This is a genomic window from Duganella sp. Root198D2 (assembly GCF_001428585.1).
GTDB lineage: Bacteria > Pseudomonadota > Gammaproteobacteria > Burkholderiales > Burkholderiaceae_D > Rugamonas.
On record NZ_LMIC01000034.1, the window covers coordinates 19,811 to 39,490 of the forward strand.

18 protein-coding genes are annotated in these 19,680 nt (G+C 63.0%); 13 read left to right on the forward strand and 5 right to left on the reverse strand.

All coding sequences use genetic code 11. The features are described 5' to 3' along the window. Positions 1-10: 10 nt before the first annotated feature. A complete protein-coding gene (locus tag ASE26_RS20160; protein ID WP_055925393.1) occupies positions 11-2,278 on the forward strand; it encodes a xanthine dehydrogenase family protein molybdopterin-binding subunit in 2,268 nt (755 codons plus the stop codon). Here ASE26_RS20160 and ASE26_RS20165 read toward each other — a convergent pair. Next, the gene (locus ASE26_RS20165; protein ID WP_057246834.1) at positions 2,275-2,700 is read right to left on the reverse strand and encodes a thioredoxin family protein; all 426 of its coding nucleotides are present in this window, start codon (positions 2,698-2,700) and stop codon (positions 2,275-2,277) included. The two genes, ASE26_RS20160 and ASE26_RS20165, sit on opposite strands and share 4 nt — an antisense overlap. Before the next feature lie 40 nt (positions 2,701-2,740). Between ASE26_RS20165 and tsaB the strand changes: the two genes are divergently transcribed. Genes tsaB through ASE26_RS20185 form a run of 4 tightly spaced genes read left to right on the forward strand, consistent with a single transcriptional unit; the run spans position 2,741 to position 6,042 of the window. Further along, positions 2,741-3,439: a tRNA (adenosine(37)-N6)-threonylcarbamoyltransferase complex dimerization subunit type 1 TsaB gene (gene tsaB, locus ASE26_RS20170; protein WP_055925398.1), complete on the forward strand. Its 699-nt coding sequence runs from the start codon at positions 2,741-2,743 to the stop codon at positions 3,437-3,439. Further along, a complete protein-coding gene (rimI, locus tag ASE26_RS20175; RefSeq protein ID WP_055926219.1) occupies positions 3,439-3,909 on the forward strand; it encodes a ribosomal protein S18-alanine N-acetyltransferase in 471 nt (156 codons plus the stop codon). Before tsaB ends, rimI begins: the two co-directional genes overlap by 1 nt. Beyond that, complete coding sequence (locus tag ASE26_RS20180) at positions 3,906-5,081, forward strand: uracil-DNA glycosylase (RefSeq protein ID WP_156397849.1); 1,176 nt, start codon at positions 3,906-3,908, stop codon at positions 5,079-5,081. The genes rimI and ASE26_RS20180 overlap by 4 nt, the downstream gene beginning before the upstream one ends. After that, on the forward strand, positions 5,050-6,042 hold the full coding sequence (locus ASE26_RS20185) for a DUF1853 family protein (protein ID WP_307146892.1): 993 nt from the start codon (positions 5,050-5,052) through the stop codon (positions 6,040-6,042). The genes ASE26_RS20180 and ASE26_RS20185 overlap by 32 nt, the downstream gene beginning before the upstream one ends. Here the strand turns inward: ASE26_RS20185 and lplT (ASE26_RS20190) are convergent. Both lplT (ASE26_RS20190) and lplT (ASE26_RS20195) read right to left on the reverse strand, forming a co-directional pair. Then, positions 6,039-7,298: a lysophospholipid transporter LplT gene (gene lplT / locus ASE26_RS20190; protein WP_057246836.1), complete on the reverse strand. Its 1,260-nt coding sequence runs from the start codon at positions 7,296-7,298 to the stop codon at positions 6,039-6,041. The genes ASE26_RS20185 and lplT (ASE26_RS20190) overlap by 4 nt on opposite strands. A 5-nt stretch (positions 7,299-7,303) precedes the next feature. Next, positions 7,304-8,566 (reverse strand): lysophospholipid transporter LplT, encoded by a 1,263-nt coding sequence (lplT, locus tag ASE26_RS20195; protein WP_055925409.1) that lies wholly within the window; start codon positions 8,564-8,566, stop codon positions 7,304-7,306. A 127-nt stretch (positions 8,567-8,693) separates the two neighbouring features. On the opposite strand from lplT (ASE26_RS20195), the gene alr reads away from it, so the two are divergent. The 4 genes from alr (at position 8,694) to fliD (ending at position 12,869) form a co-directional block, all read left to right on the forward strand. Then, on the forward strand, positions 8,694-9,782 hold the full coding sequence (alr, locus tag ASE26_RS20200) for an alanine racemase (RefSeq protein WP_057246837.1): 1,089 nt from the start codon (positions 8,694-8,696) through the stop codon (positions 9,780-9,782). A gap of 3 nt (positions 9,783-9,785) precedes the next feature. Next, positions 9,786-11,162, forward strand: coding sequence for a DNA repair protein RadA (radA, locus tag ASE26_RS20205; protein WP_055925416.1), 1,377 nt, complete (start codon positions 9,786-9,788; stop codon positions 11,160-11,162). Positions 11,163-11,228: 66 nt separating this feature from the next. Next, a complete protein-coding gene (locus ASE26_RS20210; RefSeq protein ID WP_373922069.1) occupies positions 11,229-11,549 on the forward strand; it encodes a PilZ domain-containing protein in 321 nt (106 codons plus the stop codon). Positions 11,550-11,567: 18 nt separating this feature from the next. After that, positions 11,568-12,869 carry a flagellar filament capping protein FliD gene (gene fliD, locus ASE26_RS20215; RefSeq protein ID WP_162259189.1) on the forward strand — a complete coding sequence of 434 codons (1,302 nt, stop codon included), beginning with the start codon at positions 11,568-11,570 and terminating at the stop codon, positions 12,867-12,869. Between the two features lie 291 nt (positions 12,870-13,160). Here the strand turns inward: fliD and sixA are convergent, their stop codons facing one another. Then, the gene (gene sixA / locus ASE26_RS20220; RefSeq protein WP_055925422.1) at positions 13,161-13,628 is read right to left on the reverse strand and encodes a phosphohistidine phosphatase SixA; all 468 of its coding nucleotides are present in this window, start codon (positions 13,626-13,628) and stop codon (positions 13,161-13,163) included. Positions 13,629-13,649: 21 nt separating this feature from the next. Further along, positions 13,650-15,716, reverse strand: coding sequence for a polyphosphate kinase 1 (gene ppk1, locus ASE26_RS20225; RefSeq protein WP_057246839.1), 2,067 nt, complete (start codon positions 15,714-15,716; stop codon positions 13,650-13,652). Positions 15,717-15,851: 135 nt separating this feature from the next. Here ppk1 and pstS point away from each other — a divergent pair, with 135 nt between their 5' ends. The 4 genes from pstS to pstB all read left to right on the forward strand — a co-directional run bounded on the left by pstS (position 15,852) and on the right by pstB (position 19,671). Next, complete coding sequence (pstS, locus tag ASE26_RS20230; RefSeq protein ID WP_055925428.1) at positions 15,852-16,895, forward strand: phosphate ABC transporter substrate-binding protein PstS; 1,044 nt, start codon at positions 15,852-15,854, stop codon at positions 16,893-16,895. A gap of 179 nt (positions 16,896-17,074) precedes the next feature. Next, complete coding sequence (gene pstC / locus ASE26_RS20235) at positions 17,075-18,040, forward strand: phosphate ABC transporter permease subunit PstC (protein ID WP_229207051.1); 966 nt, start codon at positions 17,075-17,077, stop codon at positions 18,038-18,040. After that, positions 18,037-18,894 (forward strand): phosphate ABC transporter permease PstA, encoded by an 858-nt coding sequence (gene pstA / locus ASE26_RS20240; protein ID WP_055925433.1) that lies wholly within the window; start codon positions 18,037-18,039, stop codon positions 18,892-18,894. Before pstC ends, pstA begins: the two co-directional genes overlap by 4 nt. 12 nt (positions 18,895-18,906) lie before the next feature. After that, positions 18,907-19,671: a phosphate ABC transporter ATP-binding protein PstB gene (pstB, locus tag ASE26_RS20245; RefSeq protein ID WP_055925437.1), complete on the forward strand. Its 765-nt coding sequence runs from the start codon at positions 18,907-18,909 to the stop codon at positions 19,669-19,671. Positions 19,672-19,680 lie beyond the last annotated feature (9 nt).

A 19,680-nucleotide genomic window follows, 5' to 3' on the forward strand; every position in this document is an offset into this window, starting at 1 on the left:
AGAGGGAGCCATGCTCAAACCGAAGAAGATTTCCCGCCGCCATTTCCTGCTGGGCGGTGTCGCCGTCGCCGGGGCCATGGTAGTCGGCTGGGGCGTGATGCCGCCGCGCCAGCGCGTACGCGGCCAGGCCCCGCTGCCGCTTGAAAACGGCGCGGTGGCCCTGAACGGCTGGATCGCCATCGCGCCGGACGGTAGCGTGCAGCTGGCCATGCCGCGCGCTGAAATGGGGCAGGGTATCCACACCGCGCTGTCCATGCTGGTAGCGGAGGAGCTGGATGTGAGCCTGGATGCGATCAGCTTGATCCAGGCGCCGGCCGACAAGATCTACGCCAACCTGGCGGTGATGCGCGAAACCTTGCCATTCCACCCGGACGATACGGGCAAGTCGAAGGAGCTCTCGAGCTGGATGCTGGGCAAGGTTGCGCGCGAGATGGGCATTGTGATTACCGGCGGTTCTTCCAGCGTCAAGGATGCCTGGTCCTCGATGCGCGAGGCCGGCGCCACGGCGCGCGCCATGCTGGTTGCCGAAGTGGCGCAGCAGTGGAAAGTGCCGCCGGAGCAGGTGCGCGCCGAGAATGGCGTGCTGTATCACGACATCAGCAAGAAGTCGGTCGGCTACGGCGTGGTCGCCGCGCGCGCAGCGCTTGGCCAGCCCGGCAAAGTCACCTTGAAAGACCCGCACAGCTTCCGCCTGATCGGCACCAGCGTGCCGCGCCGCGATTCGCGCATCAAGTCGGAAGGCACGGCGCTGTATGGCATCGACGTGCGCCCGGAAGGCATGGTGTATGCGGCGGTGCGCATGTCGCCGGTGGTGGGGGGCAAGGTCGCGGGCGTTACGCCGGGCGAAGTGGTGAAGATGCCGGGCGTGCTGTCGGTGATCGATTTTTCCAACGCCATCGAAGAGAATTACGGTGCCGGGGCCGGCGTTGCAGTCCTCGCGAAGAGCTACTGGCAGGCTAGGCAGGCCGCCGCCGCGCTGCCGATCCGCTGGGACGATGGCGCCAACGCCAAGCTGTCCAGCGAGGCAATCTATGCGTCGCTGGCGAATGCCATCGAGGCCGAGGACGGCGACAATTACCATAAGCGTGGCGACATGGCGCAGGCGGCCAGCGCCTTGCGCACCATCAAATCGGTGTATCGCGTGCCCTACCTGGCACATGCCTGCATGGAGCCGATCAACTGCACGGCCCAGGTCAGGGACGGCAAGGTCACGGTATGGGTCGGCACCCAGGCGCCGACCTTTGCCCGCGCCGCTGCCGCCCGCGTGGGCGGCGTCAGCGAAGCCAATGTGATCCTGCATGAGTACCTGCTGGGCGGCGGCTTTGGGCGCCGGCTGGAAATGGACATGGTGGCGCAGGCGGTCGCCATTGCGCGCGAAGCCAAGGGCCTGCCGGTGCAGGTGATCTGGACTCGCGAAGACGACACCACGCACGACGTTTACCGTCCGGCCGCCATGGCGCGCATGACGGCGGGCCTCGATGTGGCAGGCAATATCATCGCGTGGGAAGCCAAGACCGCTGGCGGCGCGCTGACCCACCAGTTCACCAAGCGCAACCTGCGCATGCCGGGTGCGGGGCCGGATCGTTCGACTGCCGAAGGCGTGTACGACATGCAGTACGAAGTCCCGAACCAGCAGATCAACCACGTCGTGGTCGACAGCGCCGTCCCGCTGGGCAACTGGCGCTCGGTGGGCCATTCGCAAAATGCCTTCTTCAAGGAGAGCTTTGTCGACGAAATGGCCAGCGCGGCCGGCAAGGATCCAGTGGAATTCCGCCGCACCATGCTGCTCAACCATCCGCGCCACCTCGCTGTGCTGAATGCCGCCATTTCCAAGGCCGGCAAGGTGCCGGAAGGGCGCGCGCATGGCGTCGCGCTGCACCAGTCCTTCGGCGCCATCGTCGCGCAAGTGGCGGAAGTGTCGGTGCTGGACAAGCAGATCCGTGTGCACCGCGTGGTCTGTGCGATCGACTGCGGCATTGCCGTCAATCCGAACATCATCGCGCAGCAGGTGGAGTCGGGCGTGGTGTACGGCCTGTCGGCGGCGCTGGGCGGCGAAATCACCATCAAGGACGGCAAGGTCGTGCAAAGCAACTTCGCCGATTACCCGGTACTGCGCATGAATGAGGTGCCGCTGGTGGAGACGGTGATCGTGCTGAGCGCCGAAGCGCCGCAAGGCGTGGGCGAGCCTGCGACGCCGCCCATCGCGCCGGCGGTGGCCAACGCGGTGTTCGCGCTGACGGGGCAGCGCTTGCGCAGCCTGCCCTTGAAGTTGGCTTAACTGCGCTGGTCCAGCAGTGCGCGCAGGTTGCATTCCTGCTGCCACAGGCGGCGCTCCGCGGTGGACGCAGCCTGGTGCGCCAGTTCTTCGTCCGAAAGGTGGGCCTGGATTTCAAGCAGGCGGTGCGCCACGTTAGGATCCGGCAGCATGGTGCCGAAGAAGGCCACGTGCTCGCGGCGCTGGATCAGCAGGGTGGGGAAATTCTCGACATCCAGGTCGCCAACCAGGTCGGCATGGTCTTCGATATCGACCCACAGGAAGTATTTGTCCGGGTGGCGGCTCGCCAGTTCTTCGAAAACTGCGCGGTAGGAAGCGCAGGTGCCGCACCAGGCGGCGCACAGGCAGGTGACCACCAGGTGGTCCTGTGCCAGCGCGGCGGCGACTTCGGCGCGGTTGTCGGCATGTAGGGTAGTGCTGTGCATGGGGTGCTATTGTACATGCCCACAGGGTAAAATACCGGCCATGGCTACCATTCTTGCAATCGAAACATCCTCTGAAATGGCTTCCTGCGCCTTGCTGCGCGGGGAGCGCGTGTATTTCCGCGAGTCGTCCGGCGTGCGCACCCATTCCCAGGCCGTGCTGCCCATGATCCAGGAGCTGCTCGCGGAGGCGGGCATAGTCCTGCGTGATTGCGATGCCATCGCCTACGGCGCCGGCCCAGGTTCCTTTACCGGCGTGCGCACCGCTTGCGGCATCGCCCAGGGCCTCGGTTTTGGCGCCGGCCTGCCGCTGCTGCCGATCGTGACACTGGACGCCATGGCGCTGGCCTGCCGCGAGCGCCACGCGTCCGATGAAGTTCTGGCGGTGCTCGATGCGCGCATGAATGAAGTGTATTGGGCCCAGTACCGTTTTGAAGGCGGCCTGCCGCTTGCGGTCCTGCCGCCAGCCCTGTCGGCGCCTGGCGCCGTCGCCCCGGCAGCTGCGGCGTGTGCCTGCGGCAACGGCTTTGCCGCCTATGCCGAAGCGTTTGCCGGCAAGGCCTTCGCCGACGGCGCCGATGGCGCCATCATGCCGCATGCGGTGCAGGTCGCGCAGCTCGGGCGCGCCGCTTTCTCTGCCGGGCACGCCGTGCCGGCAGCCCAGGCGCAGCCGCTGTACCTGCGCAATAAGGTTGCCTACACCAAGGCGGAACGTCAGGAAATGAAGGCGTCGCAGGCATGATGCATCAGTTATGGGATCTGGCCCGGCTTATTTACGAGCCGATGCAGGAAAGTGACCTCGATGAGGTGGTGGCGCTGGAACAGCAGGTTTACCCATATCCATGGAGCCGCACCAATTTTTCCGATTCGCTGTCGCAGGGCTATCACGCCTGGGTGCTGCGCGCCCAGGATCGCCAGTTGATGGGGTATTTCCTGGTGATGGGGATTGTCGACGAGGCGCACCTGCTGAATGTCGCGGTGTCGCGCAACTGGCAGGGCCGCGGCGTGGGGCGCTTGCTGGTGAACCAGGCGGTTGCCTTGTCGCGCGGGCTCGGCATGGAGTCGATCCTGCTGGAAGTGCGGCCGTCCAACGTGCGTGCGCTGGAAATTTACCAGCGCTATGGTTTTGCCGAAATCGGCCGCCGCAAGGGGTATTATCCTGCTGCCGATTCAACCCGTGAGGACGCTATCGTGATGCGTTTTGGGCTATGACGGATCGTCGATCCGCAGTGTTCCTGGAGGAGATGGGCGTGGGGCCGCAGTGGCGCCTGCGCAATCGCCCGGTTTCGCCTGGCGCCGCCGATGCAGCCGTGGCCGAGCCCGAGCCTGGGCCCGCGCACGCACATGCACAAGCGCCGCTGGCGCCGGTGCAAGCCGAGGCCCCGCAGGCCGCAGTCGTCGTCCCGCACTCCGCGCCCGTTGCGCCGGCGCCTGCTGCCGCTGAAGCAGTCGCCGACATGCCGCCTGCGCCGGCCGCTCCCGTCGCGCCCCCTCGCACGGCCGGCACGCCAAGCATCACATCGACAGGCGAGGACATGTCCTGGTTTGACGACGCCCCGACGCCCGAATACAAACCGCAGCGCAAGAAAGTGGCAGCACCCGAGCAGCCCGCCGAAGCTCCGCCACAGCGCCAATCCCAAGCCCAGGCGGCACGGCCGGCGCCAATTGCGCCGCGCCCTGCCAGCGCCCCGCCAGCAGCCAAGCCAGACGATATGCCAGCCTACGACGATATTCCGATGGACGAACCGCCATCCTGGTTCGACGACGAGCAAGCTGCCGCGCCGGTCAGGGCCCCGGCTGCCGCCCGCGCTGCGCAGCAGGGGCAATTCAGCGACGAACAGATCGCCCAGATGGACTGGCCCGCGCTGCAGGCGGCAATCGGCGCCTGCAGCCGCTGCGGCCGTTGCGAAACCCGCCAGCAGGCGATCCCGGGCCGCGGCGACCAGCAGGCAAGCTGGATCGCCCTCGATACCGCACCAGGCCCGGCTGAAGACAGCGAAGGCTACCAGTTTGCCGGCGACCCTGGCTACCTGCTGGACAATATGCTGAAAGCCGTCGGCCAGGCCACGGAAAAGGGCGCCTACCTCACCAGCCTGGTGAAATGCCACGCCCCAAGCGCGCCGAGCGCCGAGGAGCTGCAGGCCTGCCGTCCATACCTCCAGCGTGAACTGGAACTGACGCAGGCAAAAGTCATCGTCGCCTTCGGCCACACCACCGGCAAGGGCTTGCTGGGCGGCGCCGCCCGCGGCCGCATCATGCTGCACGGCGCTGTGCCAGTCGTTGCCACCTACCACCCGGCCGACCTGCTGAAAAAGCCGGAAGACAAGGCCAAGGCATGGCAGGACCTGTGCCTTGCCAAAGCCGCCCATGCCGGCCGACGCTAGGACATTCCATCGCAAATGGGGCCACCTCACGCGGCCCCACGTCCGCGCGCTGGCCTGGCTGCTCGATTCGCCCGACCTGCTCGACCCGGCCAGCGCGCACTGGCAAGGCAGGATCGCCACGCTGGGGCCCATAGCGCCCGCCGTAGCCAATTGGCTGGACGACCTCGACGCCGATCCATCGCCGCTGGACGAAGCCCTCGGCAACCGTTTCTACTCGCGCCTTGGCCTGTACGCTGAAAAGCTGATGGCCTTCTACTTCGCGCAGCAAGGCACCCTGGCCGCGCACGGCCTGCAGGTCCGTGACGGAAAGAATGGCACCATCGGGGAATTCGACTTCCTCCTGCAGGAGGAGGGCAGCGAAAACCTGCGCCACATCGAGTTCGCCACCAAGTTCTACCTGCTCGACGGCGACCCGGACAGTGGAAACTATAATCGCCTCATCGGCCCCAACCTGGCCGATACGCTCGGCCTGAAGATGCGCAAGATCTTCAACGCCCAGTTGCAGCTCTCCCAACATCCGATCGCGCAAAAAGTCGCGCCGGCGCCGATCACCAGGGCCCAGGCCCTGGTCAAAGGCTGGCTGTTCTACCACGCCACCGAAGCAGCGCCGCAGATCGAAGGCATCTCGCCCGACCATTGCCGCGGTCACTGGCGGACCCATGCCGAACAAGCCGCAGCCCAAGACGGGCAATTCATCGTGATGCCGCGCCTGCACTGGCTGGCGCCCCTGCGCACGCCGGTGCTGCGCAGCGAAAGCGCGCCGACTCCGGCGCCGCTCACGCGCGCGGCATTGCTGGACGTCCTGGCGGAAAAATTCGCCACCGACACAAACCCGGTGCTGGTCGCAACGGTGCAGGAAGAGGGCGGCTGGCTGGAAGAAGTGGAGCGCGGCTTTGTGGTGCCGGATGACTGGCGCGCCCGTGCCCAGGCGCGCCGCAGCGACGGGGCTTTGCCGTCTTAGTGATGCTCGCCGATCAGGCCGAGCGAATCCTGCTTGCGCTGGTTGGCGGCATGCAGCGCCATGATGGCCAGCATCGAGCCCGCGAGGAACAAGCCAAACAGCACGATGATCGTGTTCAGCGCCAGGCCCAGCTTCACCATCATGGCATACACGGCCAGCATGGTCAGGATCGACAGGTTCTCGTTGAAGTTCTGCACCGCGATCGAATGTCCAGCGCTCATCAGGACGTGCCCCCGGTGCTGCAGCAGGGCATTCATCGGCACGACGAAGAAGCCCGACAACGCACCTACCACCAGCAGCAGTACATAGGCAAGGCGCAGGTCGTGCACGAAAATCATCGACATCACGATCACGCCCATCGCGATTCCCAGCGGGATCACCGACAGCGCCTTGCACAAGGTGATGAAGCGCGCCGACATCACTGCGCCCAGCGCTACCCCGACCACCACGATGGCGACCGTGGTGGTGGCTTTATTCAGCGGCATGCCGAGAGACTGCCTGGCCCATTCGAGTACGATGAACTGCAAGGTCGCCCCCGCACCCCAGAACAGGGTGGTGACGGCGAGGGAAATCTGGCCCAGCTTATCGCGCCACAAGATGCCGCAGCAATCTGCGAAATCGCGGATCAGCCGGAATGGGTGGCGTTCTTGCCGCGGGTAGACGTAGCCGGTGTCCGGTATGCGCAGGTTGAAGATGGTTGCCAGCAGGTAGACCACGCCAACCCAGGCCAGCGCGATTTCGCTGACCGTATCGAAGCCGGTATCGACGCCGGGCACGTCTAGCGCCAGCAGCCCGGCCGAGACCGGGCCGCCGATCAGGGCGCCGCCCAGTGCGGTGCCGAGGATAATCGAGCTGACGGTCAAGCCTTCGATCCAGCCGTTGGCGGCTACCAGCTTCTCAGGCGGCAGCAGTTCGGTGAGGATGCCGTACTTGGCCGGTGAATAGATCGCTGCGCCCAGGCCGGCGACAGCATAGGCAAGCAATGGGTGCACGTCATAGAAAAACAGGGCGCAACCGAAGATCTTGATCATGTTCCCGATCAGCATGACGCGGCCCTTGGGCAGGGCATCGGCAAAGGCGCCGACAAAGGCTGCCAGCAGCACGTAGAACAGGACGAAGGTCTCCTTCAGCATCGGCGTCATCCACGCCGGCGCTTTCATGGTACCCAGTACGTAAATTGCGATGATCAGCAACGCAGAATCGGCTAGCGACGAGAAGAACTGCGCCGCCATAATGGTATAGAAACCTCGTTTCATTGCGCTTAGTGCTTATGTTCTCCGATTAGGCTGAGCGAGTCGTGCTCGCGCTGGTTGGCAGCATGCAGTCGCATGATGCCAAGCATGGAGCCGGCAACGAACAAGCCAAACAAGACGATAATGGTATTCAGGCCCAGGTGCAATTTCACCATCAGCGAGTACACCGCCAGCATGGTCAGGATCGACAGGTTCTCGTTGAAATTCTGTACCGCGATGGAGTGGCCCGCGCTCATCAGCACGTGGCCGCGGTGTTGCAGCAGCGCATTCATCGGCACCACGAAGAAGCCTGACAGCAAGCCCACCACCAGCAGCAGCGGGTAGGCCAGGCGCACGTCGTGCACGAAGACCATGCCCATCACGATGATGCCCATGGCAACGCCCAGCGGGATCACCGTCAGCGATTTGCGCAGCGTGATGAAGCGTGCCGACATGCCGGCGCCGATTGCCACGCCCACCGCGACGATAGCGATGGTGCTGGTCGCTTTATTCAGCGGCATGCCCAGCGATTGCTTGGCCCATTCCAGGACGATGAATTGAAGCGTCGCGCCGGCACCCCAGAACAGGGTGGTGACGGCCAGCGAAATCTGGCCCAGCTTGTCGCGCCACAGGATGCTGCAGCATCCGGCGAATTCGGAAATCATGCGCAGCGGGTTGCGTTCCTGGTGCTCGTAGATATAGCCGGTATCCGGGATGCGCAGGTTGAACAGGGCCGCCAGCAGGTAAGTTACCCCGACCACCGCCAGTGCAATCTCGGCCGTGGTATCGAGGCCCGTTTCGATGCCCGGGATATCGATGTGCAGCAGCGCTGCCGAGACCGGCCCGCCGATCAGGGCCCCGCCCATGGCAATGCCGAAGATGATGGAGCTGACCGTCAAGCCCTCGATCCAGCCATTCGCTACCACCAGCTTTTCCGGCGGCAGCAGCTCAGTCAGGATGCCGTATTTGGCCGGCGAGTACACCGCGGCGCCAAAACCGACCACGGCATAAGCTGCCAGCGGGTGCACGTGATAGAAAATCAGTGCGCAACCGAAGATCTTGATCAGGTTGGAAATGAACATGACCCGGCCTTTCGGCAGGGCGTCAGCGAAAGCGCCTACAAATGCTGCCAACAGCACGTAAAACAGCACAAAAGTCAGCTTCAGCAATGGGGTCACCCATGGCGGAGCTTGCATGGTCAGCAGCAGGTCGATCGCCACGATCAGCAGAGCATTGTCTGCCAGCGACGAAAAGAACTGCGCGGCCATGATGGTATAGAAACCACGATTCATTCAGGGACGCCAGATAATAATCTCGGGATGCTTTATACCATGGAAAGTAAGGTTTCCCAAGAATTCGGCCAGCATCTGGCAGGCGCAAAAGGTAGAATGCTGCTTTCTTATTCTGCTGGTTTTTGATATGCCTAGGCCAATAGTCGCGCACATCCACCTCGCTGCAATGCAGCATAACCTGGCGCGCGCCAAAGCCTGCGCGCCGGGCGCAAAAGCCTGGGGCGTCGTCAAAGCCAATGCTTACGGGCATGGGCTGGAACGCGGCATGCGCGGTTTCGCCGCAGCAGATGGCCTGGCGCTGATCGAGCCGGACAATGCCGTGCGCCTGCGCGAACTCGGCTGGAATAAGCCGATTCTTCTTTTAGAGGGATGGTTCGACTCTGCTGACTTGCTGGCCATGGCGGAACATAGTATTGAAGGCACCGTACATTGCCTGGAGCAGCTTGAGTTGCTGGAGCGTACAGCGCTGGCGCGGCCAATCAATGTGCACCTGAAAATGAACACCGGCATGAACCGCCTCGGTTTCAAGCCGGGCGAATACGCCGCCGCCCACGCCCGCCTGCGCGCCATCCCGCATGTCGGCACGGTTACCCTGATGACGCACTTTGCCAATGCCGACCAGCTGCATCACCCGTGCATGCCGCTGGCGGAGCAGGTGCGCCGCTTTAATGATGGCACTGCCGGCCTGCCCGGCCCGCGCAGCCTGTGCAATTCGGCCGGCATCTTGCATATGCCGCAACTGGGCGCCGGCCTGGCGACAGACTGGATCCGCCCCGGCATCATGCTGTACGGCGGCTCGCCCGGCGGCAAGACTGCCGAGGAGTTCGGACTGAGGCCGACCATGACCCTGTCCAGCGAATTGATCGGCGTGCAGGAAATCGGTGCTGGCGACTATGTCGGCTACGGCAGCCGCTTCAGGGCCGAGCAAGCCATGCGCATCGGCGTGGTGGCCTGCGGCTATGCCGACGGCTACCCGCGCCACGCGCCGCTCGACACGCCGATCCTGGTCGATGGCGTGCGCACGCGCCTGGTCGGCCGCGTCTCGATGGACATGCTGACGGTCGACCTGGCCAATGTGCCGAACGCCCGCGTCGGCAGCAAAGTCGTGCTGTGGGGGGAGGGCATGCCGATCGACGATGTGGCAACTGCCGCCGGCACCATCGGCTATGAATTGATGTGCGCCCTGGCGCCGCGCGTGCACGTGACCGAGGCTTAAACCATGGCCAAGGCGAAGACCAACTATACCTGCAGCGAATGCGGGGGCATCAGCAGCAAGTGGACCGGCCAGTGCTCGTCCTGCCAGCAGTGGAATACCATGGTGGAAACGGTGCTCGAAGCCGCCGGCGCCAATCGCTTCTCGCAGACCCAGCACCAGTCGCTGGCGCAGACCGCGCCCGTACTGTCGCTGCAGGATATCGAAGCGCTGGACGTGCCGCGCTTTGGCACCGGCATCGAGGAATTCGACCGTGTGCTGGGCGGCGGCCTGGTGGCGGGCGGCGTGGTGCTGATCGGTGGCGACCCGGGCATCGGTAAATCGACCCTGCTGCTGCAGGCGCTGGCGAATATGTCCAAGGTCAAGAGCGTGCTGTATGTCAGCGGCGAGGAATCGGGCGCCCAGATCGCGCTGCGCGCCAAGCGCCTGGCGGTCGATGCCAAGGACCTCAAGCTGCAGGCCGAAATCCAGCTCGAGAAGATCCTCGGCACCCTGGCCGACCTCAAGCCGCAAGTGGCGGTGATCGACTCGATCCAGACCTTGTATTCGGATGCCCTGGCCTCGGCGCCAGGCTCGGTGGCCCAGGTGCGCGAATGCGCGGCCCAGCTGACCCGCGTCGCCAAGACCAGCGGCATCACCATCATCCTGGTCGGCCACGTCACGAAGGAAGGCGCGCTGGCGGGCCCGCGCGTGCTGGAGCACATCGTCGACTGCGTGCTGTATTTCGAGGGCGACAACCATTCCAGCTTCCGCCTGGTACGCGCCATCAAGAACCGTTTTGGCGCCGTCAATGAGCTGGGCGTGTTCGCCATGACGGAGAAGGGCCTGAAAGGCGTGTCGAATCCTTCTGCGCTGTTCCTGTCCTCGCATGAGAACCAGGTGCCAGGTTCCTGCGTCATGGTGACGCAGGAGGGCACGCGCCCGCTGCTGGTTGAAGTGCAGGCCCTGGTCGATACCAGCCACCTGCCCAATGCGCGCCGCCTGTCGGTCGGCCTGGAGCAGAATCGCCTGGCCATGCTGCTGGCGGTGCTGCACCGGCATGCCGGCATCGCGGCCTTCGACCAGGACGTGTTCATCAACGCCGTGGGCGGCGTGAAGATCACCGAACCCGCGGCCGACCTGGCCGTCCTGATGGCGATCAACTCCTCGATGCGCAATAAGGCACTGCCGAACGGCTTCGTGGTCTTTGGCGAAGTGGGCCTGGCGGGCGAAATCCGCCCGGCGCCGCGCGGCCAGGAGCGTCTGCGCGAAGCGGCCAAACTTGGCTTCTCGATCGCCATGATCCCGAAGGCGAATGCGCCCAAGCAGCCGATCGAAGGCATGACCATCATCGCGGTCGAGCGTATCGATGATGCATTCAATCGCCTGCGCGAGCTTCAGTAATATAGATTTTTCCTAAATATTGGCTACAATGTCAGGCTCGATTCCAACCAGAAACCGGACCAGAAATTGTTAGTCGATTCAAGGCAAGGCGCCCGCAAAATCATACGTGTACGGGCAATGATCGTGATGGATGGCGCTGGCCCCATGGCTGCGCGCACCTTCGACCTCGGCCTGGCAGGCATTTCCCTGACCTCCGGGCATAAGGTCCAGGTCGGGGCCAGCGGCCAGATCGTGTTCGAGATGCTTGTCGATGGCAAGCCGCAAATCGTCAATACGCGCGGCAAGGTCAACAATTGCATCTTCAGCGGCGATGAATTCAAGATCGGTTTCACTTTTGCGCCACTCGACAATGAAGCAGCCGGAGCAATAACCAAGTTCATGCGCTAAACTGTAAGGATGAACAATGTGAGCAGCTTGCTAAGCACCATGTACGGGACCTCGCTGGGCTTGGGGAATGCCAGCGTCGTGGGCACGCCATCGGATGCGGTGCTGGCCCGCGTCGAGCAGACGCTGGCGCCGCAACGCGGTGCTGCAGCCAAGCTCAACGCAAGCATCAACCTTACCCAGGCGCGATTCTCCGGCCTCGGCCAGTTGCAATCGGCATTGTCGGTGTTCCAGGACATCGCAGAAAGCCTGGCGGGTAGTGGACTCAGCACACGCGGCAGCAGTTCGGCCGGCAGCGTGCTTGGCGTGACCACCAACGGCAAAGCGGAAATCGGCTCGCATCAGGTCAAGGTCAGCCAACTGGCCCAGCAGCAAATCCTCATCAGCCCCGAGGCGCAGGGCGCCGATACGCGGCTGGGAACCGGGGCGCCGGCGGTGATCAAGATCGGCAGCGGCGACAGCAGCAAGACCATCACTGTCGACAGCCGCAACAATACACTGCAGGGCATTGCCGATGCGCTCAAGGAAGCGGGCATTGACGCCAGCCTGGTGCGTTCCGGCACCGGCACGGCACTGCAATTGCGCAGTGCCAGCGGCGAGGCTGGCAAGCTGAATATATCGGTCGCGGGCGATGCCACGATCCGCAGCCTGTTCAGCCAGGCGACCCAGACCCAGGCGGCGCAGGATGCGATCCTGACCGTCGACGGCAAGACCATCAAGAGCGCCGATAACAGCGTGGAATCCGCCATCGCCGGCGTGACCCTCAATCTGGCTGATGAAGGCGATGCCACGGTCACCGTCGCGCGCGACAACAGCCAGATCGGCAAGAACGTGGACGCATTCGTCAAAGGCTTCAACGCGCTGAAGGATCGCCTGGATAACCTGGAAAAAGGCGCACTGCGCGGCAATCCTGCGCTCAGCCAGGTGCGTACCCAACTGGACCAGCTGGTGCGTTCGGTCGGCGGCAGCACCGATTCGCTGGCCAATGCCGGCCTGACGGTCGACAGCAATGGCCGGCTCAAGCTCGATAGCACCAAGCTCAATGCCGCGGTGGCGGCGGATCCTGAAGCGTTGACCAAGCTGTTCACGAATGAGGGCAGGGGGCTGGCCGATGCACTTGGCAGCCGGCTCGAATCGCTCGCTGGCCAGCGCAGCGTGGTGTCGCGTGCGCTGGCGCAGGCCGACCGCGAAGTGGATACCCTGCAAAGCCGCAAGTCGTCGATGGCGCACATGCTCACGGTGCAGGCACAGGCGCTGGTGCGGCTCTACTCGCAGGATGAGCAATCGGGCGGCGCCTCGTCGCTATTCGACATCCTGGCCTGAACCCCGGAAAGACTGAAGGCTCCAACACCAGAATCCCGAAGGACCTGCTGCGGAGCCTCGCTTCTGCAGAAGCGCAATGCTACTCGTGGTAGCGGTCGACCAAGCGATGATGTCCGCCGCGATATTCAGCGACAATTTCGAACGCGATTAATGCGATCATGGCGCCGAAGATGCCCATGGTGAACAATACCCACATAACAAACCAGCCGACGTTTCCGGGGGCTGCTCCCTAGAGTTGATACAATTAAACTCTAGCATCCGATGTGGCAATTACAAGGCCAGCAGAAAGATCTATTTCGTAACGAGGTCAGGCTGCATCACGGCCTTTAAATAGAAGCCGGATGGATCGTCCGCTTCGCGCTGCACAAACCACCAGGCGGCGCCTTTCTTCATTTCCCAATCGCTGTCCTCGCCCGTCATGAGCAAGGCTGCGGCCTGGCCCAGCGTGGGCTGGTGGCCAACCACCAGCACTGCTTCTTTCGACGCGGGCCAGTTGGCCGCTCTCAGGATATCGCTGGCGTCGGCGCCCGGTGCCAGGTCGGGATGGATCTTGTACTTGCGGCCCAATCCCGCCACCGTCTGCACGGTGCGCGTGGCCGGGCTGACCAGGATGCGGCAATTTTCCGGCAGCACCGAGTCCAGCCATTGGCCCATGCGGCGCGCCTGCTTATGCCCTTTGGGCGTGAGTGTGCGTTCCAGGTCGTCCAGGCCGGGCTGGGCTGGTTCGGCTTCTGCGTGGCGCCACAAGATCAGGTCCATGCTTCCTCCCGTGAACAGGCTTCAATGCGCCGGCATATCGGCCGGCGTACCGAGTAACTCCATCAGGTGCTGCTGGGCGCTGAAGGCCTTTTGCTTGCCGCGTGCTTTGCGGCGCTGATACTGGCCGTGCGAATCCAGCTCCCACGCGTTGGAGTTGTCCTTCAGGTAAGGCGTCAAACCTTCCGCAATCACACGCCGTTTCAGGCCCCGGTCCAGTACCGGGAACGCCACTTCAATGCGGCGCAGCAGGTTGCGGTTCATCCAATCCGCGCTGGCCAGCATCACGTCATGGGCCAGGTCGTTGCGGAAGTAATAGATGCGGCTATGTTCAAGGAAGCGGCCGATGATGGAGCGGACCCGGATGTTTTCGGACAGTCCCGGCACACCTGGCATCAGGGTGCAGGCGCCGCGCACGATCAGGTCGATCTTGACCCCGTCCTGCGAGGCGGCGTACAGCGCCCGGATCACAGGTTCATCGGTTAATGCATTGATTTTAGCGATAATCCGGCCCGGCCGCCCGGTTTTTGCGATTTTTGCCTCATTCCGGATCGCTTTGATGACCTGGTCCTGCAACGCGAACGGCGCCAGCCAGATGTGGTTCATGCGCTGCGGCCTGGTCAGGCTGGTCAGGTGCATGAAGACTTCGTTGACGTCGCGTCCCAGCTGCGGCTCGCAGGTCAGGATGCCGAAATCGGTATAGAACTTGGTCGTGGTCGGGTGGTAGTTGCCGGTGCCAAGGTGGGCGTAGTAGCCCAGGCCGCCTTCATCGCGGCGGATCACCAGGGCGACCTTGGCGTGGGTTTTCAGTCCCACCACGCCGTACACCACTTGCGCGCCGGCCTGTTCCAGCTTGTCGGCCCAATTGATATTGGCTTCTTCGTCGAAGCGTGCCATCAGTTCCACCACCACCGTGACTTCCTTGCCGCTGCGGGCCGCTGCAATCAGCGCTTCCATCAGGTCGGAGTTCATGCCGGTGCGGTAGACGGTCTGCTTGATCGCCACCACGGCCGGGTCGAGTGCCGCGCTGCGGATGAAGTCGATCACCGTCTGGAAGCTTTGAAATGGATGGTGCAGCAGGATGTCGTGCTTGCGGATGGTGGCGAAAATGTCATTGTTGACGGTCTTGGCCTGCACCCCCGCGATGAAAGGCGGGAAGCGCAGCTCGGGGCGGCGCGCCTGTTCCACGATCTCGTTCAGGCGCACCATGTTGACCGGGCCGTCGACGCGGTACAGGCGGCTCTGGCCCAGGCTGAACTGGTCGAGCAGGAATTGCGACAGCTCCGGCGGGCAGTTCTTGGCCACTTCGATCCGCACCGAGCGGCCGTAGGCGCGGCCTTGCAGCTCGCCTTTCAGCGCCTGGCGCAGGTTTTTCACTTCATCTTCGTCGACCCACAGGTCGGAGTCGCGCGTAACCCGGAACTGGGAATAGGCCATCACGTCGCGCCCGGCGAACAGCTCGGAAATGTGGGCGTGGATGACGGAGGACAGCAGGCAGAAGGACACGCCGCCTTCTTTGGACAGGTGGTCCGGCAGGCGGATCACGCGCGGCAGCACGCGCGGCGCTTTAACGATAGCGATGGCGGTGCCGCGTCCGAAGGCATCCTTGCCGCTCAGTGCAACGATGAAATTAAGGCTCTTGTTCACGACTTGCGGGAAAGGGTGGGCCGGATCGAGGCCGATCGGCGTCAGCAGGGGACGCACTTCACGATCAAAGTAATCCTTGACCCAGGCCCTCTGGGCTTCGTTGCGCTGGCTGTGGCGCACGATGTGGATGCCCTGGGCCTTCATTTCCGGCAACACCGCCGTATTAAATACTTCGTACTGGCGCTTGACCAGTTCATGACATTCGTTGCTGACCCGCTCCAGCGTGGCCGCCAGGGCAGGGTGGGTGGCCAGGTCGCCATCGACGCTGGCGGCGGCCAGCAGGCTGGCCACCCTGACTTCAAAGAACTCATCCAGGTTGCTGCTGACAATGCACAAGTAGCGCAATCGTTCGAGCACGGGGATGGAGGTGTCTTCTGCCTGGGCCATCACACGGCGGTTGAACGCCAGCTGTGACAGCTCCCGATCTAGGAATGCTGTTTTCATAACTAATAGTATATTTGAGAAATATGACAAGTTTGTGACCTTGTCCTAGACTTAATTTTGACGTGTCATAAAGCTGTCATATTGGCGTCATACACTGCGCAGCATTCAACCCAACCCCTGAAAAGGACCTTTGATATGCGCATGAAACAGTTGTTGACCTCCTTCGTTGTTGGCGCTTCGGCGGCAATGGCATTCTCGACCGCTTTCGCAGCGGACATGACCGGTGCAGGCGCAACTTTCCCTTACCCGATCTACGCCAAGTGGGCTGAAGCCTACAAAGCATCCACCGGCAACGGCCTGAACTACCAGTCCGTGGGCTCTGGCGCAGGTATCAAGCAAATCAAAGCCAAGACCGTCGATTTCGGCGCATCCGACATGCCCCTCAAAGCTGAAGATCTGGATGCCGACGGCCTGATGCAGTTCCCGGCCATCATGGGTGGCGTGGTCACCGTGGTGAACCTGGACGGTATCGCTCCTGGCCAGCTGAAACTGACCGGCCCGGTTGTGGCTGATATCTACCTCGGCAAGATCACCCAGTGGAACGACGCGGCCATTGCAGCCCTGAACCCGGGCGTGAAGCTGCCAGCGGCTGAAATCACCGTGGTGCACCGCGCCGACGGCTCCGGCACTTCCTTCCTGTTCACCGACTACCTGTCGAAAGTGAATCCGGAATTCAAGACCAAGATCGGTGCCGGCACCGCAGTCAAGTGGGTAACCGGCGTGGGCGGCAAAGGCAACGACGGTGTCGCCGCCAACGTGCAGCGTATCAAAGGCGCCATCGGCTACGTGGAATGGGCCTACGCCAAGAAGAACAAGATCGCCCACACCCAGCTGAAAAACAAGGACGGCAACTTCCTGCAGCCTGACGACGACAACTTCAAGGCCGCTGCCGCCAACGCGGAATGGACCAAGACCCCAGGCTTCGGCGTGGTGCTGACCGACCAGGCTGGCAAAACCTCCTGGCCGATCACCGGCGTGTCCTACATCCTGATGCACAAGCAGCAGGCTGATGCGAACAAGGGCAAGGAAGTCATCAAGTTCTTCGACTGGGCCTTCAAGAACGGCGATGCAGCCGCCATCGAACTGGACTACGTGCCGCTGCCTGACACCGTTGTCAAGCTGGTGCAGGGTTCGTGGAAGGCTAACCTGAAGGATGCTTCGGGCAAGCCGCTGAACTGATCTTCTGAGAACCGGTAAATCAGTGTCTGACCCGCGGGGCCAGACACCGGGTTGCCGGTTCAAGAGGAAGTTAAGCGGGGCAGCCTGAGTGCAGGCTTCCCCGGTTAGCTAACCAAACATAAATTATGAGTGCAGAAATCACCTCACCAGCCCCCCTCCGGTTATCGGAACCCGCCACCATGAGTGCCTCCGTAGCTGCCATGCAGTCCGTGGTGCGCAAGCAGCGCATTCAGGATTGGTTCTTCCACAAGATCACGATGGTATTCGCGCTGACCGTACTGTTTGTACTGGTCGGCATTATCATTTCCCTCATCAACGGCGCCTTGCCTGCCCTGAAAGAGTTCGGGCCTGGCTTCATCACCACCGTCGAATGGGACCCGGTCAATGACCAGTTCGGCGCCGCGATTGCCATCGTCGGCACCCTGGCCAGTGCCGGTATCGCGCTGCTGATCGCCTTCCCGGTCAGCTTCGGCATCGCCCTGTTCCTGACCGAGGTGTGCCCGGCCTGGCTGCGCCGCCCGCTGGGTACCGCCGTCGAACTGCTGGCCGGTGTGCCGTCGATTATTTACGGCATGTGGGGCTTGTTCGTGTTCGCGCCGATGTTCAGCGAATACGTGCAGCCGCTGCTGAAATCCACCCTCGGCGTCTTGCCGTTCATTGGCGCGCTGTTCAAGGGCCCGACCATGGGCATCGGCATCCTGACCGCCGGCCTGATCCTGGCAGTCATGATCATCCCGTTCATCGCTTCCGTGATGCGCGACGTGTTCGAGATCGTGCCGGCCGTGCTGAAAGAATCGGCCTACGGCCTGGGCTGCACGCGCTGGGAAGTGGTGCGCAAGGTCGTCCTGCCATACACCAAGACCGGCGTGGTCGGCGGTGTCATGCTGGGCCTGGGGCGCGCCCTGGGTGAAACCATGGCCGTGACTTTCGTGATCGGCAATGCGGCCAAGCTGCCGACGTCGCTGTTCTCGCCGGGCAGTTCGATCGCCTCGACCCTGGCCAACGAATTCGCGGAAGCTTCCAGCACGCTGCATGTGTCCTCGCTGTTCGCGCTGGGCCTGATCCTGTTCATTATTACTTTCTTCGTCCTGTCCGGCGCCAAGCTGATGTTGATGGGCCTGTCGCGCAAGGAGGGCGTCAAATGATCCAGACCAAAAACCCTGTCTACCGTAAGCGCCTGTTCTACCACCGTGTCGGCATGGCGCTGTCCGTGGGCGCGATGTCGCTCGGCCTGATTGCGCTGCTGTGGATCCTGGCGACCCTGCTGGTCAACGGATTCTCCGCCCTTAACGTGCTGATCTTCACCGGCGACACGCCGGCGCCAGGCAGCGATGGCGGCGGCCTGCGCAACGCCATTGTCGGCTCGCTGATGATGGTGGGCCTGTCGACTGCTGTCTCGACCCCGATCGGCATCCTGGCCGGCATCTACCTGGCCGAATACGGCGAAGAAAACAAAGTGGCGCAGGTGACACGCTTCGTGACCGACATCATGCTGTCCGCGCCGTCGATCGTGATCGGCCTGTTCGTGTACGCGCTGTACGTGGCCAAAGTGCAGCACTTCTCGGGTTATGCCGGCTCCATCGCCCTGTCGCTGATCGCCATTCCGGTGGTGGTGCGCACCACCGACAATATGCTGAAGCTGGTGCCGAACTCGCTGCTGGAAGCGGCTTACGCCCTTGGCGCACCGCGCTGGAAAGTGGCGCTGATGGTGCGCCTGCGCGCCGTCAAGGCCGGCGTGATGACCGGCGTGCTGCTGGCCGTGGCCCGCGTGGCCGGTGAGACCGCACCGTTGCTGTTCACCGCCCTGAACAACCAGTTCTTCAGCGCCGACATGAACCAGCCCCTGGCCAACCTGCCGGTCGTGATTTACCAGTTCGCCATGAGCCCATACGACAACTGGCGCGACCTGGCCTGGGCCGGCGCCCTGGTGGTGACCTTCAGCGTCCTGGCACTGAACATCCTGTCGCGCACCGTGTTTGCGCAAAAAGCACCAAAATAACGAGTACAGATCATGACCCAAGCTAGCAAAATCATTGAAATCTCCGGCCTGAACTTCTACTACGGCAAGACGCGCAGCCTGCATAACGTCAACCTGGACATCCACGAGAAGAAGGTAACCGCCTTCATCGGCCCGTCCGGCTGCGGCAAATCGACCCTGCTGCGCACCCTGAACCGCATGTACGACCTGTACCCGGGCCAGCGCGCCGAAGGCGCCATCCGCTACCGCGGCCACAACATCCTGGAAGCAGGCCTGGACGTCAACATGCTGCGCGCCAAGGTAGGCATGGTGTTCCAGAAGCCGACCCCGTTCCCGATGTCAATCTACGACAATATCGCTTTCGGCGTACGCCTGTACGAAGACCTGTCGAAAGGCGAGATGGACGAGCGCGTCGAATGGGCGCTGAAAAAAGCCGCGCTGTGGGGCGAGGTGAAAGACAAGCTGTCCAAGAGCGGCCTGTCGCTGTCCGGCGGCCAGCAGCAGCGCCTGTGCATCGCGCGCGGCGTGGCGGTGAAGCCGGACGTGCTGCTGCTGGACGAACCGACTTCCGCGCTGGACCCGATTTCCACCTCCAAGATCGAAGAGCTGATCTCCGAGCTGAAAGAGGACTACACGATCGCCATCGTGACCCACAATATGCAGCAGGCGGCACGCTGCTCCGACTACACCGCCTATATGTACCTGGGCGAACTGGTGGAATTCGGCGAAACCGACCAGATTTTCATGAATCCTGTGCGCAAAGAGACCCAGGACTACATCACCGGCCGCTTTGGCTAATCAGAAAAA